The 15,766-nt window shown below is 36.5% G+C and carries 14 protein-coding genes, 1 pseudogene and 1 riboswitch; of the genes and pseudogenes, 6 read left to right on the top strand and 9 right to left on the bottom strand.

All coding sequences use genetic code 11. The annotated features are described in order from the left end of the window. Positions 1 to 50: 50 nt before the first annotated feature. The 4 genes from ACFQ18_RS12550 to ACFQ18_RS12535 are packed head-to-tail and all read right to left on the bottom strand — an operon-like array spanning position 51 to position 2,849. A complete protein-coding gene (locus tag ACFQ18_RS12550; RefSeq protein ID WP_047183918.1) occupies positions 51 to 773 on the bottom strand; it encodes an ABC transporter ATP-binding protein in 723 nt (240 codons plus the stop codon). Then, positions 763 to 1,539: an ABC transporter permease gene (locus ACFQ18_RS12545; protein ID WP_047183919.1), complete on the bottom strand. Its 777-nt coding sequence runs from the start codon at positions 1,537 to 1,539 to the stop codon at positions 763 to 765. Before ACFQ18_RS12545 ends, ACFQ18_RS12550 begins: the two co-directional genes overlap by 11 nt. Further along, complete coding sequence (locus tag ACFQ18_RS12540) at positions 1,539 to 1,829, bottom strand: thiamine-binding protein (RefSeq protein WP_047183920.1); 291 nt, start codon at positions 1,827 to 1,829, stop codon at positions 1,539 to 1,541. Before ACFQ18_RS12540 ends, ACFQ18_RS12545 begins: the two co-directional genes overlap by 1 nt. Before the next feature lie 21 nt (positions 1,830 to 1,850). Next, positions 1,851 to 2,849, bottom strand: coding sequence for an ABC transporter substrate-binding protein (locus ACFQ18_RS12535; protein WP_204798426.1), 999 nt, complete (start codon positions 2,847 to 2,849; stop codon positions 1,851 to 1,853). A 118-nt stretch (positions 2,850 to 2,967) separates the two neighbouring features. Further along, a riboswitch (TPP riboswitch) is annotated at positions 2,968 to 3,077 on the bottom strand. A 407-nt stretch (positions 3,078 to 3,484) separates the two neighbouring features. Between ACFQ18_RS12535 and ACFQ18_RS12530 the strand changes: the two genes are divergently transcribed. The 6 genes from ACFQ18_RS12530 to ACFQ18_RS12505 all read left to right on the top strand — a co-directional run bounded on the left by ACFQ18_RS12530 (position 3,485) and on the right by ACFQ18_RS12505 (position 11,467). Next, positions 3,485 to 4,948: an MDR family MFS transporter gene (locus tag ACFQ18_RS12530; RefSeq protein WP_047183922.1), complete on the top strand. Its 1,464-nt coding sequence runs from the start codon at positions 3,485 to 3,487 to the stop codon at positions 4,946 to 4,948. Between the two features lie 185 nt (positions 4,949 to 5,133). Then, entirely contained in the window at positions 5,134 to 6,084 is a 951-nt protein-coding gene (gene hprK, locus ACFQ18_RS12525; RefSeq protein ID WP_047183923.1) for an HPr(Ser) kinase/phosphatase, read from the top strand. Between the two features lie 225 nt (positions 6,085 to 6,309). Next, positions 6,310 to 7,749: a PTS mannitol transporter subunit IICB gene (locus tag ACFQ18_RS12520; RefSeq protein WP_204798425.1), complete on the top strand. Its 1,440-nt coding sequence runs from the start codon at positions 6,310 to 6,312 to the stop codon at positions 7,747 to 7,749. Positions 7,750 to 7,764: 15 nt separating this feature from the next. Next, positions 7,765 to 9,849 (top strand): BglG family transcription antiterminator, encoded by a 2,085-nt coding sequence (locus ACFQ18_RS12515; RefSeq protein WP_379566468.1) that lies wholly within the window; start codon positions 7,765 to 7,767, stop codon positions 9,847 to 9,849. 19 nt (positions 9,850 to 9,868) lie between these two features. Continuing rightward, positions 9,869 to 10,306 carry a PTS sugar transporter subunit IIA gene (locus tag ACFQ18_RS12510; protein WP_047183925.1) on the top strand — a complete coding sequence of 146 codons (438 nt, stop codon included), beginning with the start codon at positions 9,869 to 9,871 and terminating at the stop codon, positions 10,304 to 10,306. Beyond that, positions 10,307 to 11,467 carry a mannitol-1-phosphate 5-dehydrogenase gene (locus tag ACFQ18_RS12505; RefSeq protein WP_047183926.1) on the top strand — a complete coding sequence of 387 codons (1,161 nt, stop codon included), beginning with the start codon at positions 10,307 to 10,309 and terminating at the stop codon, positions 11,465 to 11,467. A 110-nt stretch (positions 11,468 to 11,577) separates the two neighbouring features. On the opposite strand, the pseudogene ACFQ18_RS12500 reads toward ACFQ18_RS12505, so the two are convergent. The 5 genes and pseudogenes from ACFQ18_RS12500 to ACFQ18_RS12480 form a co-directional block, all read right to left on the bottom strand. Beyond that, a pseudogene (locus tag ACFQ18_RS12500) lies at positions 11,578 to 12,811 on the bottom strand (MFS transporter). 14 nt (positions 12,812 to 12,825) lie between these two features. Continuing rightward, positions 12,826 to 13,254, bottom strand: coding sequence for a MarR family winged helix-turn-helix transcriptional regulator (locus ACFQ18_RS12495; protein WP_379566465.1), 429 nt, complete (start codon positions 13,252 to 13,254; stop codon positions 12,826 to 12,828). Between the two features lie 281 nt (positions 13,255 to 13,535). Beyond that, positions 13,536 to 14,291 (bottom strand): amino acid ABC transporter ATP-binding protein, encoded by a 756-nt coding sequence (locus tag ACFQ18_RS12490; RefSeq protein WP_047183927.1) that lies wholly within the window; start codon positions 14,289 to 14,291, stop codon positions 13,536 to 13,538. 21 nt (positions 14,292 to 14,312) lie between these two features. Further along, the gene (locus tag ACFQ18_RS12485) at positions 14,313 to 15,029 is read right to left on the bottom strand and encodes an amino acid ABC transporter permease (RefSeq protein WP_225344073.1); all 717 of its coding nucleotides are present in this window, start codon (positions 15,027 to 15,029) and stop codon (positions 14,313 to 14,315) included. A gap of 12 nt (positions 15,030 to 15,041) precedes the next feature. Beyond that, the gene (locus tag ACFQ18_RS12480; RefSeq protein WP_047183928.1) at positions 15,042 to 15,749 is read right to left on the bottom strand and encodes an amino acid ABC transporter permease; all 708 of its coding nucleotides are present in this window, start codon (positions 15,747 to 15,749) and stop codon (positions 15,042 to 15,044) included. Positions 15,750 to 15,766: the final 17 nt, after the last annotated feature.

Here is a 15,766-nt window from a genome sequence, read left to right as displayed (position 1 = left end):
AAAAAGAGACAGTCCATTGTCCGGCTATTGCTGGGACGATGGATCTGTCTCTACATTTCTTCATATATTTTCTTTTTCCAGGTTAGAAATTCTTCAGACAACAACAAGTTTACGTCTCTTGGACGGTCAAAGGGGATGATGAATTCCTTTTTAACAGTTGCCGGCTTATTCGATAAAATAATAATTCGATCGGATAAAAAAATAGCTTCTTCTATGTTATGAGTAATAAATAATATGGAACGTTTATGCTCTTCCCAAATAGAAAGAAGCCATTTTTGCATTTTTGTACGGGTAAATTCATCTAAGGCAGAAAATGGTTCGTCCAACAAGATTAGAGATTGTGGGCTTAACAAGCTTCGAATAAAAGAAACACGCTGTTTCATTCCACCTGATAATTGACGAGGGTAGGAGTTTTCATAGCCCTTAAGCCCGGCCCGTTCAATCATTTCTAATGCTTTTTCCTTATCAACCTTTCCTGCAATTTCTTGCCCAAGAACTACATTGTCCAAAATCGTTCGCCATGGAAAGAGGGAAGAGGATTGTGGCATATAGCTAATCGAACCACGTTTCCCATTGATTTTTTCTCTATCTAAATAGATCGAACCTCCCGATGGCTGGCTCATTCCACCAATAATGCTAAAGAGTGTACTTTTCCCACTTCCAGATGGACCTAATAGAGAAACGAATTCCCCGTCTTTGACGGAGAAGTTGATATTGGATAATACATGATTGTCTTCAAACGATTTGGATATATCATGAATTTCAAGACTCATATGGATTTATTCCTTCCTCTGGTTTCCACTTAATGACCCTTTTTTCGATAAGGGTTATTAGTAAAAAGAATAATAAACTGAGTGCCACAATAACGATAATGGCTACAAAGACACGATCGGTTCGGTAGGATGAAGATGCTAATGTCATATACACGCCAATACCTTTACTTGCACCTAGCCATTCGGAAATGACTGCGCCCATCACACTATATGTTGCAGAAATCTTTAGTCCTGAGAATAGGGATGGTAAAGCGTTCGGCCATTCTAGTTTCCGAAAAGTTTGTCCTTTTGTCGCACCAGCCATTTGAATATAGTGTTTTAAATCAGCATCTGTTTGACGAAAGCCATCAAGTAGAGCAATGGTTATCGGAAAGAAACAAACGAGCGAAATAACAATTAGCTTCGGTAGCATGCCAAATCCAAACCAAATAACAAGTAATGGTGCTAGGACAATAACAGGAATGTTTTGTGAAATAATGATAAATGGATAAAATAAGTCCTTTAGTAGAGGCATTAAATGGAGACATATGGCAACAAAAACGCCAACCCCACTACCAATTAAAAACCCAAGAACAATCAATTGAATAGTAGATGGAAGGTGTTCCGTGTAAATTGACCAGCTAGTCCATGCTTCTTGGAAAATTTGAATTGGTCCAGGAAGTAGCCATGATGGCATGTCAAAAATTCTAGTTCCAACTTCCCACAAGATGAAGAAAAGGATGATAGCCAGAACCGGCCTCCATCCTTTTTTTGCCATGGTACTCATTAACGATACTTCTCCGTTAATTGATCCATGGATGCACCGTCTGGTTTATAAAAAATCTTAATTTGAGAAATGGCACTAGCACAACCTTTCTCAACCATTTTCTCATTCATTTTTTCCACAATTTGTAGTAATTCAGAAAGGTTTCCTTCCATGGTTGTTTCAAGTGGATTAACCTGGTATTTCACACCTGATTCATCAATCACTTTAATTGCTTCATCTACTAATGGATATGTGTCTACTCCGTTTTCTGCTTTAGGAATCATTTGAATACTTAATAATGCGTTTGCCAATTAAAATCTCTCCTTTATCATTTAAGGTAAAAAGTCATTTGTAAATGCCTTTTCACTATCCAGTTCAACTTCTAATAGATCATTTTCATACATCCAATTTGCATAGTTTTCCCATATTTCTAGCTTTTGAATTCCCCATTTTTCTGCATCATCTTGATATTTAGGAGACAGCCACTCTTGACTTGCTTTAACTAGTTCAGGGTCAAGGTCTGGTACTGCTTCAATAAGTACGTCTGCAGCTTCGCTTGGGTTTTCTATTGCGAACTCATAACCTTTGGAAACAGCACGTAAGAAGCTTTTAATAGTTTCCGGATCATCTTGTATCATATTTTCATTGGTTGCTAATACCGGAGTATAATAGTCTAATTTCTTACTATAATCCGTTAAATAATTCATATGAAGCGGTTGGTCACGGAGCTCTGCTTTAATACCATCCCAACCATAGTAAATCCAAGCAAAATCAATTCCTTGCTCAAGTGCTGTGAAAAAGTCTGTATTTCCGATATTAACGATTTCAACCTTCTCTACATCGGCATTATCCTCCTGCATAATCGAATCTAGTACAGCCTTTTCCACTGGTGCACCCCATCCACCATAAGATTTACCCTCAAAGTCTTTTGCAGTTGTAATATTATTTTCCTTTAGGGAAGCAAAACCAGACGTATTATGCTGAATAATAGCAGCAATCGAAACAATAGGTACATTTTGTATTCGTGCTTCCGTAATTCCTTCTTGGTAGCTAACACCAAAATCAGCATTTCCAGTAGCGACTAATTGCTCAGCACCTGCTTCTCCAGGCTGAATAATGTCAACATCTAAACCTTCTTCTTCAAAATACCCTTTATCCCTAGCCACATAGAGACCAGTATGATTGGTGTTTGGGGTCCAATCCAGAACAAGGGTTATTTTTTTTAGTTGCTTTGCATCTTCACCTGTTTGATCTGTACTTTCTTCATCTGTGTTGTTACCGCATGCAGCTAGTACAATTAGCAACAGGCAAAAAACAGATAATTTCCTCATAATAAATAGTCCTCCCTGTTTTTAACTAAAAGAATAAAACTCGAGTAGGGAATAACACGAATTAGTAGCCAACAAAAAGCACCCTAGACAAATTGCCTAGGGTGCATACTTTAGTTATGTACGTATCAGGTATGTTCCCTACGCTGGTCTTAGCCAGATCAGGTTCTAAGGGTTAGTATCTAACGGATACAATCTCAACCAGCAACACTGGTACCCCCACAGTCATCTTAAGTTGTAATTTACACAATTAAGTATTGCATAGTTTTTCTAATATAGCAAGAAATTTGTAAAAGTTTGACGATTCTTTTAAAGTTGCACAACTTGATATTGTTTATGAATATGATTTTACGTTTAAAAAATTTTTCCTTCCTATTAAATTACCTGTTCTAATTACCCCACCTAAATGGGCAGTAAGACTCCCACCTTAAACTTCTGGGGATACAAATAGGTGGGAGAACAACTGCCCGTAAAGGTTCGATAAGTGCCGACTAACCATCAGTGGGGGATGAAGGAAAGCCTCCGCTGATGGAAGTCTTCTTTATCTAGCTGAAATTTAGCAAAATTCCTATTTCCTTTTTACCTGAAATGCATTATAATTTATGAATTGTTATGAAGAAATAGGGGAGGGGAAGGATATGCAAACGGTAAGTTATAACCGAAAAACGATTGTCGCATTGTTGCTTGCTGGGGCATTTATTTCCATTTTAAATCAAACGTTGATGATTACTGCAATTCCCCCAATTATGGAGGAAATGGGAATTACGGCAAACACTGGTCAGTGGCTAACCACGGTGTTTATGCTTGTCAATGGTATTATGATTCCCATTAGTGCATTTTTATTAGAACGGTTTACGACAAGACAATTGTTTATAACGGCAATGAGTATTTTCGCTATAGGCACATTAATTTCTGGGATTGCGCCTAATTTCTCTTTCTTATTAGTAGGGCGAGTCATCCAGTCTGCTGGAGCAGGGGTTATGCTGCCACTAATGCAGACAGTATTTCTTTTAATCTTCCCAGTTCATAAACGTGGATCAGCTATGGGATTAATTGGTCTTGTTATATCATTTGCACCAGCACTTGGTCCTGCCATATCAGGATGGGTAACAGAGCATTATTCTTGGAGGGTATTATTCTTTATCATCCTACCAATTGCAATTGTAGATATTATCATCGCCTTTTTCGCATTGAAAAATGTAACGGAATTAAAGAAACCAAAATTAGATATTCCATCTGTTATTTTATCCTCTTTTGGTTTTGGTGGATTACTTTATGGATTTACTTCAGCTGGGAATAACGGTTGGGGAGCAAGTTTAACCATCATTTCACTCACTGTTGGAGTAGTGTCACTCTTTATGTTTATTTTAAGACAGTTAAGACTGCAGCATCCAATGTTAGAGTTCAGGGTTTTTACGTATTCTCTATTCCCACTAGCCGTTGTTATTGGAATCATTTCGTTTATGGGGCTAATCGGGACAGAAACACTTATCCCACTTTATATGCAAAACATGCGTGAATTCACTGCTTTTGAAGCGGGGATTGCGTTATTACCAGGTGCGTTGATTTCAGGGTTTATGTCTCCTATTACAGGTAGAATCTTTGATAGATATGGTGCGCGTAAGCTAGCGATGACTGGACTACTAATTGTCGCTGTCTCTTCCATTCCATTTACTAGATTAGATACGGAAACATCCTTGGCTTTCATGACAATCATGTACAGTATTAGAATGTTTGGACTATCTATGGTCATGATGCCAATTTCAACAGCGGCATTGAACCAATTACCAAAACGACTAATTCCACACGGGGCGGCAATGGATAATACAATGAGGCAGGTCGGCGCTTCTGTTGGAACAGCTATTCTTGTTACAGTTATGACAACAACAGGAGAAACGGCAGCTAGAGCAGATATTCCTAATCCAGCTATCTATGGAGTGAATGTCGCATTTATCGTGATAACTGTTCTTGCTTTTGTTGGACTATTGACCTCGTTTTTCGTGAGGGATAGTAAAACATCTCAAGAAGAAGTGGAGAAAAGAGATTTAGAGAGATTAAGAGAAAAACAACACGATAATCAGAAAATTTATCAAAAAGCTTAGATGATGGTAGCCCAATATTCATAATATTCATTATGAATATTGGGTTATTTATTTGGCAGCTAGGGGAAATCTTTCTCGTCCGGGGATTGCCGTAAAAATCTGCATAAGTGCAACTAAGGTGACTATTCTAATATTCTAAAGTATAATTCTATTCATTAATATCTTTATTGGACGGTGAATGTAGGATGAAACAAATAACAGTTGAGGACTTAGTTCATAAGTTTCAATTGAAAGTGCTTGCAGGAGAGAACCGATTACAAAATGTGATTACACAATCACGTGTGCATCGACCAGGATTAGAGTTTGTTGGACATTTCGATTTTTTTCCAACAGAAAGAGTTCAGATTTTGGGTAGAAAAGAAGTTACCTATTTACATAAATTAAGTGAAGAAGAACGAAAGATACGAATTGGAAATATCGTTCATTACCATCCACCATGTTTTATCGTAACTAGTGGTGAGGAAGGTTTAACTTATTTAACGCATCATTGTATAGAAGAGGGAATTCCATTATTAGTAACAAAACAACCGGAGATCACATCGGACTTTATCCCAAAATTAGATGCTTACTTAATAAAGCAATTAGCGGAGGAAATAGCCATACACGGAGTTTGTATGAATGTATCAGGAATAGGTGTTTTAATTCGAGGTAATTCTGGAGTAGGAAAAAGCGAAACAGCCCATACATTAATTCGTCGTGGTCATCGTTTAGTAGCGGATGATATCATCGTATTAAAAAAGCTTAGTCCACAAACAATCCTAGGTACCCATGATGAAAAAACCAAGGAGTTTCTAGCATTACGTAGTATTGGGTTAATGAATGTAGTGCGAATGTATGGACGCAGGGCTTTTCAAGATGAGACACGTATTACTCTTGATATTCATCTGACAAAATGGGAGAAAGATGCCTTGTATAATGAGTTGGAACAGGAAATTAGTTACACAGACTATATGGGCGTGAAAATTCCTTCTATGGAAATTCAGCTTCAACCCGGACGTGATGTGGCTGGATTAATTGAAGCAGCTGCGAATAATTGGTATTTAAAACAGCAAGGCTACAATGCAGCGGAAGAGTTTTATAGTAGAATTGAGGCGGATTTAGAGAAATCAGGGACGCAGGGTTCATCGTCTCAATAAATAGGTTAAAGGAAAGAAAATAAGATAAACTAAATTATTGTAAAGCTGACAGATTTGGAATTTCCAATCTGTCAGCTTTTTTAATTATAAAAACTCTCTTTCCATATACTAAATAAACTATTGTCAACATGAGACTTGTCAAAAATGCTTTTGGATGTCGTTGAATACGAAAATGAAGCAGAGTTACAATAATATATATGTTTCGATAAGAAAGGAGAGCTAGTAATGGCTGAAAATAAAGGAATGCGTGCCAAGATTCAGCGTTTTGGAAGCTATTTGAGTGGTATGATTATGCCGAATATTGGTGCGTTTATTGCATGGGGGATTATCACTGCCCTCTTTATAGAAGATGGTTGGTGGCCAAATGCAACGATTGCTACTTTAGTTACCCCAATGATCACATATTTGCTACCATTATTAATTGGTTTTACTGGTGGTCGAATGATTTACGATCTTCGTGGTGGTGTAGTTGGTGCCACGGCAACCATGGGTGTCATTGTCGGTGCAGATATACCGATGTTCTTAGGTGCCATGGTCATGGGGCCTTTAGCAGGATATTTAATGAAAAAAATTGATGAAGCATTTCAAGGGAAAGTCAGACAAGGGTTTGAAATGCTTTACAATAATTTCTCTGCAGGTATATTAGCAGCTATCCTAGCAATTGCTGCAGTACTTGGTATTGGGCCACTAGTTGAAGGCCTAAACCATGCTTTAGCTAGTGGTGTTGAAGTAATTATCGGTGCTGGTTTATTGCCACTTGCCAATATTATTATTGAACCAGCAAAAATTCTTTTCTTAAATAATGCGATTAACCATGGGATTTTAAGTCCTATTGGGGTTGAACAGGCTGCGGATGCAGGAAAATCTATTCTGTTCCTATTAGAATCTAACCCAGGACCTGGTTTAGGTATTTTGCTTGCATTTGCAATCTTTGGAAAAGGTGCATCCAAAAGTTCCGCACCTGGTGCAGCAATCATTCAATTTTTAGGTGGGATTCATGAAATTTATTTCCCTTATGTAATGATGAAGCCAATGTTATTTCTTGCGGTAATTGCAGGTGGCGTTAGTGGTGTATTCACGTTCCAATTATTTGATGCAGGACTTGTTGCAGCAGCTTCACCAGGAAGTATTTTTGCGTTACTTGCCATGGCTGAAAGAAATAGTTATTTAGGTATTATCCTAGGTGTTCTTGTCGCAGCGGCAGTTACCTTTATCGTTGCAGCATTTATTCTAAAATCAAGTAAACAAGAGGAAGAAGATTTAAGTGCAGCAACAGACAAGATGGAAGCGATGAAAGGGAAGAAGAGTACGGTTGCTAATGTCTTAAGCCAAGACCAAGTAGAGGAAAATCGACCACAAGAAGAAGTGAAAAAAGAAAAACAAGCGGAAGAAGTCAACAAAATTATCTTTGCGTGTGATGCTGGAATGGGATCTAGCGCGATGGGGGCTTCCCTACTAAAAAATAAATTTAAAAAGAACGATATTAACATCGACGTAACAAATAAAGCAATTAACGAAATTCCGAATGATGCGGATATTGTTATCACTCAGAAGGAATTAACTGACCGTGCAAAAGCGAAAATTCCGGATGCAGAACATATTTCAGTTGATAATTTCTTAAACAGTCCGAAATACGATGAGTTAATCGAACGGCTTAAAAAATAAGTGTAATCAAAAGGGGTGAGTGGTTTGTATATATCTGGTCGAGAACGGAAAATACTTTTACATTTGCTAACTACCATAGAGGAAGTAACGGTAAAGGATTTAGCCGAAATTCTTGAAGTCAGTGAAAGAACCATTCACCGTGATTTAAAAAAGATTGAGCACACTTTAGCTAACTATCATTTGAAACTCATCAAGAAAATGGGGCTGGGTTTACGTATTGAAGGAAAAAGTAAAGATAAAGAGCAGCTTCAATCTATCATTACAGGTGAAGCTACTACAGATTTTACACCAGAAGAACGAAGAGCAATCATACTTACGATGCTTCTTGAAAAGAGAGAACCAATTAAGTTATTCACCCTAGCACATGAATTGGGGGTAACAAGCGCTACCGTCAGTAGTGATCTGAAACATCTAGAAGATGAGCTTCAATCCTTTGATCTCATCGTTGTCCGAAAAAAAGGGTTAGGGATTACGATTGCAGGAAATGAAGCAAAAAAACGGTCTGCGCTTAGTTACTTAGTTTCACTAAACATTCCCCCAATTGGACTTGCAAATCAGTTAAGAAACCATATCCAACAAAACTCAAAACGCCGAAACCATATAACGGATCGATTAATGGATTTTGTAAATCCTAAACACCTAGTAATAATTGAAAAGCGAGTGGAACAAGCTAGTAAAGACCTTCCTTATGAACTTGCTGATAGCGGATATATTGGATTAGTGGTTCATCTTACTTTAGCGATACAAAGGATACAAAATGGAGATGTCATTCATTTCGATGATGATTATTTGCGAGAAATAGAGGGAACAGAAGAATATAGGATTGCAAAGAAAATCATTCAAAAATTGGAGTCCGATCTTTCCCTTAACATCCCAAATGATGAAATAGGATATATTACCATGCATTTACTTGGTGCAAAATTACGGACGGACCGGAATAATCTGATGGAAGATACTAGTTTGGATATAGCCTTAAAAGCAAATGAACTGATTCAAAGTGTCAGTAAACTGTTAAACAAAGATCTTACGGATAATAATAAACTATTACATGATTTAACCGTTCATTTAAAACCGGCAGTTTTTCGCTTAAGGCAGGGAATGACCATTAAAAATCCGATGCTAAAGGAAATTAAAAGGGATTACTTGGATTTTTTCCAAATGGTTCAAAAGGGTGTTGAAGAAACGTTTCCAGATATAAATTTTCCGGAAGATGAGATAGGGTACCTTGTGCTTCATTTTGCTGCAACGTTACTTCAAATAGAAGGAAAATCTAACTTGAAAGCACTTGTCATTTGTTCAAGTGGAATTGGTACATCTAAAATCTTAGCTACCAAGCTAATGCAGATAATCCCTGAGATCCGTACAGTTGAAAATAAATCGTTATTTGATCTTGAAGATGATGTGACGGAGGAATATGATCTTATCATTTCAACTATCCCGTTGGAAAGGTTTGAAGGAAACTATATTTTAGCATCACCAATGCTAACGGAAATGGAAATTCAAAGAATTAAGAAGGAAATAAGGAAAAAAACACTTATACCAAAGAAAAAAAGGCATAACGAAGAAGTGCATATTCAATCCCTAAAAAAATTAGAATCCATTCAAAGCTACTCTAAGGCAATTATGGATTTATTAGGGCACTTTTCTGTCAAACCTGTTTCTGAACGTAAGTCAATAGAGTCTATTTTAAGTTCTATTTGTATGGAACTAGAGGAATGTAAAATAATAGATAATAAAGAGGCAATTTTAGTTAAATTACTTAATAGGGAGAAATTAGGTGGTCTTGGTATACCAAATACATACCTATCCCTTTACCATGCGCGTTCAGAGCATGTTGTGATTCCGAACTTTAGTATTTACTCTTTAAAGAATCCATTAATTGTACAAGGTATGGATGGAGATCCTATGGAGATGCATCGAATTTTACTCATGCTTGCACCAGAAGCGCCCGATAATGAAGTGTTGGAAGTATTTAGTTATTTAAGTAGTTTAATGATACAAGAGCAGGAAACGGTCAAAATGTTTGAACATGAAAACGAACCATTGTTAAAACAGTTTCTTGCAAAGAAACTTTATGAATTTATAAAAGAGAAAATTTAACTTAGGAGTGTGTGACAACATGGCAAAAGAAATTTTAAGTAAAGACAATATTCATCTTCAAGTAAAACTAAATTCAAAAGAGGAAGCCATTCGCTATACAGGTAAGATCTTAGTCGATGGTGGTTATGTCGAAGAATCTTATATTGAAAAAATGTTAGAGAGAGAAGAAGTAACATCAACCTATATGGGAAATTATCTTGCCATTCCACATGGTACGGAAGATGGAAAGAAAAATGTATTAGAAACAGGTTTATCCGTTGTCACGGTTCCTGATGGGGTTGACTTTGGCGGTGGAAATATTGTCAAAGTATTAATCGGTATTGCTGGAAAAGGAGACGAGCATTTAGAAATTTTATCTAAAATTGCGATTATCTGTTCTGAAGTTGAAAATATTGAAAAAATCGTAAATGCAACATCCCAAGATGAAATTCTTAGCCTATTAGAAGAGGTGAATTAAATGCTAGCTGTACACTTTGGTGCTGGGAATATTGGCCGTGGGTTTATTGGCGCCTTACTTTACCAAGCAAATTATCATGCCACGTTTGTCGATGTGAATGAGACCATTATTAATGAAATCAATCAAAAACAAGAATATAATGTTGTCCTTGCTTCAGAAGCTAGTGAAACATTAACGGTTAAAAATGTTTCTGGAATAAACAGTGTTTCGAATCCAGATCAAGTAGTAGAAGCAATTACAAAAGCAGATATTATTACAACAGCAGTAGGTCCGAACATCCTAGCAATCATTTCTGAATTAATTGCTAAAGGATTAAGAGAACGTGCGAAAACCAATCCAAAGGAATTAAATTTGATTGCATGTGAGAATATGATTGGCGGAAGTGCTTTATTAAAGGAAAAAGTCTTTGAACATATTTCAGAAGATGAAAAAGCTACGTTTAATGAACTTTATGCCTTTCCAAATGCAGCAGTAGATCGCATTGTACCAAACCAGAAAAATGATGATCTCCTCCAAGTTTCCGTGGAGCCTTATTTTGAATGGGTAGTTGAGGAAACCGCCATTAAAGGAGATAAACCAGAAATTAATGGTGTTACCTATGTGAAAGATTTAAAACCATATATTGAGCGTAAATTATTTACCGTGAATACAGGACATTCCGTACCAGCATATGTAGGTCGTTACATGGGTTACGCAACCATTAATGAGGCAATGAAGGATAAAAATATTCAGGAGATTATTGAAGGTGCATTAAATGAGTCTGGTGAAGCATTGATTCAAACCTATCAATTTGATCGTACACAACATCAAGCGTATATTCACAAAATTATTGATCGCTTCAAAAATCCATATATATCTGACGAAGTAACAAGAGTTGCTAGAGGACCAATCCGTAAACTCGGGTCCCAAGACCGCTTAGTCAAACCAGCAACAATGTACCTAGATGTAACTGGAAAAGAGCCAATCTATCTAGCTAAAGTTATCGCAGCAGTCCTTGAATATAAAAATGAACAGGATGATGAGGCGCAAAAACTTCAGCAGATGATTACAGAAGATGGTTATGAAAAAACTTTACAAACAGTATCTGGACTAGAATCTGACCATCCATTAGTTAAGACAGTATTAAAGGAATTAGAGGAAATTAAGGAATTAAGAAAATAGTTAGGTACCAAATGAATAATAGTTATGTTATATAAATCAAAAGAGGCGATCAAACAGTGATCGCCTCTTTTGTTCTTTATATATTTATGAAGATATAAGAGAGTTAATCATTAAATCTCCTCTATCTCTCCTACCTTAGCTTTACTATCGCGCGGAAGAATAGAACCTTCCTTTCTTCCATGCATGAAATAATAAAGGATGGTAGTTGCTAGCACTAATATTCCCATTGTCACGTATAAATAACGATAACCAGTTAGTGGAATGATAAATCCTAAAACGTATGGTCCAAAACCAAGTCCTGCATCAAGTGCGATATAATAGGTTGATGTTGCAAGGCCAACACGCTCTGGAGAGGTCGACTTAACAGAAATCGCTTGAGCGGTTGATTGCATATTTCCATATCCGAGTCCAATTAAGGCACCAGCTAATAGTAATGGAATGCTTGTTGCTACTCCGCTTAAAAGTAGTAAACCTACCCCAAAAATTATAAAAGCTGGATACATGACCGAATTAGCGTCTTTTTTATCCATTAATCGGCCTGTGAAAGGTCGTGAAACCAATATAGCCACAGCATAGACAACAAAAAATAGACTTGCCACATTAACCAAGTCAATCTCCATTGCATAGAAATTAATAAATGATAGAACACTAGAATAGGCAAAGGATAGAATAATAACAACTAATCCAATTGGCAATGCCTTTGGTTCAATAAAATTGGAAAATTTAAACGCATGTTTATGTTTTTGTACTGTATCTTCCTCTAGCCTTTCTATTACTGGAATATTTACAAAGAGTGCGATTATAAAACTAATAATTCCTAACGCAGTACAAAAGCTAAAAATGGTTTGATAGCTTGTATGTTGCCCCATATATAGACCGAAGAAGGGGCCGATTGCTGTAGCTAGTGTAATACTCATGCTGTAATATCCAATTCCTTCTCCTTTACGTGACTCTGGAATAACTTCGGCTACAATGGTTCCTGTTGCAGTACTAGCCATTCCAAGTGCAAGTCCATGAAGAAAACGGGTTAAAAAGTAAGAATGTTATTCCGGATTCTACAAAATATAAGAGTGAAGTAATTATAAAAAAGATAAGTCCAAAATATAACATTTTCTTATTACCAATGGTGGTAATCAAACGTCCGAGAAAAAGTCGGCCAATTAATGTTCCGATAATAAAAATACCTGTTACAAGTCCAGCCTGACTCTCTGACGCGTTTAATTGATCTACCGCATAAGCTGCCATTGTTACTAATAGTAAATAAAAAACCAAATATAAGAAAAAGTTTGCAGTAGAAACGATAGTAAAGTCTTTGGTCCATAATTTTGCTTTCGATTGATTCACTAAAATCTAACTCCTTACTTATTGATATTATTTCTAATTACATCCATAATTCGAACGGCCTCTAACCGTTCCTCTTCAGTTATTCCTTTTAGAATACTCTCTTCAAATTGATCAATGGTAACACGAACATCTTCATAAATGTTCATACCGATTTCTGTATGCTTCATTCTTTTTTCACGCTTATCTTTTCCGGGAATTTGTTCCACATAACCCAATTCCTCTAGGCGGCTAACTGTTCTTGTGATGGTAGGTTTTTCAACACCTTGATAATGGGAAATCTCAACATTCGTCGCAGAACCATTATTATATAAATAGTAAAGCACAGTCCACTGTGCCCGATGTAATTGGTGTTTATTGAGTTGTTTATTGAGACGATTTTCAAATGGCCGATATAATAAAATAAGCTTGTGAAAAAACTTTTGTGAAGTCTTAATTGAAAGCACCTCCTTAAATAGTTATCTTCGGTAATAGTTATCATGGGTAACTTTTGTATTATACAATATGTTGAAAGAGATGTCTAGTATTCAAAAATTACTGAAATTCCTTATAAAGATTAGTCGCACTTACTGCACATTTAGGTGGGTTATCGTTAATGGAGGTCTGGTTAAAACGTTCTGTGAGGATTTAAAAAGGGAATGCCAGCCATCATATGGAATGATTGAAGCGCGTTGAAAGAATAAAACCCTACATATGTGACAAAAACACATTTGTAGGGTAAAAGTTCTTAAATATTATAAATGTAATCCTCAGGTAAAACTCTTCTTAAAAAACGTTGGGTTCGTTCTTCTTTCGGATTCTCAAAGAATTCTTTTGGTGAACCTTCTTCCACAACTACACCACCATCCATAAAGATTACTCTGTTCGCTACATCTTTAGCAAAAGACATTTCATGGGTAACGACTAGCATGGTTGTTCCTTCTTTAGCGATGGTTTTCATCACCTCTAAAACTTCACCGACTAATTCCGGGTCTAATGCTGATGTTGGCTCGTCAAAAAGGATGATGTCTGGATTTAAGACGACAGCCCTTGCTATCCCAACACGTTGCTGCTGTCCACCTGATAACTCACTAGGATAGGCATTGTATTTTTCAGATAATCCTACTTTATCCAATGCTTCTTTTCCCATTTTTATTGCTTTATCTTTAGGAATAGCTCTGCCAATAATAAGTCCTTCTGTTACATTTTCTAACGCAGTTTTATTATTGAAGAGATTGTAGTTTTGAAATACAAAAGCAGTTCTTTTTCTGATGGTATTTATTTGTTTTTTAGAAGCCTTATGAAGGTCTACTTGAATATCCCCAAAAATGGCTTTACCTTCATCTGCTTTTTCTAAAAAGTTAATGCATCGTAGTAAGGTTGTTTTACCAGAACCACTTGGTCCAAGGACGACCACCACATCGCCTTTCTCAATCTTTAAATTTACCCCATCTAAAACTGTGTTTTTTCCGAATGATTTTTTGATACTTTGAATCTCTAACATGATTTCACCACCAAAATAGATTTACGCAGCGGGAGCGATTTTGTATTTTCTTAATCGTTTTTCCATTCGTTTAAATCCGTATTCTACTAAACTACAAATAATTAGGTATATGATAAAAATATCCATGTAAGCCTCGATATAGTTGTAACTAGCATTTGCCGCTACTTGGGCTTTTAACGTGATTTCTGGTAGAGACATGGCATATCCTAAAGAAGTTGCCTTAATAAGATTGACGGTAGCATTACATATGTTAGGTAGTCCGACTACTAATGTTTGCGGAATAATAATTCTAATAAATGCTTGAACAGTCGTTAGTCCAACCGAATAAGCAGCTTCTAGTTGTCCTTTACTAACGGTATTGATCGCCGAACGAAATACTTCTATTAATGTTGCCGTTGTATTCAATGAAAAAACAATTAATGCATACCAAATAGGGTTGACATCATAAACATTCATTTGGATATTATATTTTTCAAATATGGTTGCGAGTAGAAGGGGAACACTATTGTAGATGATAAAGATCTGAACGATGACAGGCGTCCCTCTAACAAATGAAACGTAAACCCGAGAAAATTGACTTAAAATCGGCATTTTGTTGATACGTGTTAACGCTAGCAAAAATCCTAGTGGCAAGGCAATGAGTAATGAAATAACTGTAATAATCATGGCCACAGGAACCCCAGATAGTGCTATGAAAAAGGTATCTATTAGAAACTCAAAATCCAATCCGTTTGACACACTGTCACCCCCTTAAACTGTTTTCAGATTCTTCTTCCCTTTACTAAAAATTTTTTCCAGTTTTAAGAAAAACTGTTCTATTAGAATGGAAAGGATCCAATAAATGATAGAAAGTCCAATGTAGATTTCTAGTGCATGTGAATTATAGTTCCCTGCTATAATAAGATTTGCCTTACCCATTACATCGATTAATCCGATGGTGTAGGCTAGAGCCCCTTCTTTCATTAATTCCAATAAGCTATTTCCAAAGTTTGGTAAGGCTACTACAAAAGCCTGGGGGAAAATAATTCGCCAATATGCTTGAGTGTTACTTAAACCAACAGATACTGCTGCTTCATATTGTCCCTTATCAATAGATTCATAGGCTGATCGAATGACTTCAGACATGAGTGCACCAAATTGAAGGGTGAAAGTAATTACGACAAAAAAAGCTGCACTCATATCGTTCAGATTGATTCCAAAGTTTATAGCAATTGCTGGAACCCCATAATATATTAAAAATAGTAGAACGATGGATGGGGTACATCTTAATACGGTTGTATACCCATGGGCAATATTTTGGGAAATCTTGTTTTTTCCTAGTTTCATCACAGCTAAGATTAATCCTAGCAGGCTTCCGAATAGGACGGAAAGGCCTGCTACGATAAAGGTTACCTTTAAATAGGGGATGAGCGTAGGGATCGATTCCCATATATATGTGGCATCAAAATATTTCTCCATTTTGCACCTCTATTTTC

This window comes from Oceanobacillus caeni (assembly GCF_042678465.1).
Taxonomy (GTDB): Bacteria; Bacillota; Bacilli; order Bacillales; family Amphibacillaceae; genus Oceanobacillus; species Oceanobacillus caeni.
This window is presented reverse-complemented; position numbering and strand designations above follow the sequence as displayed.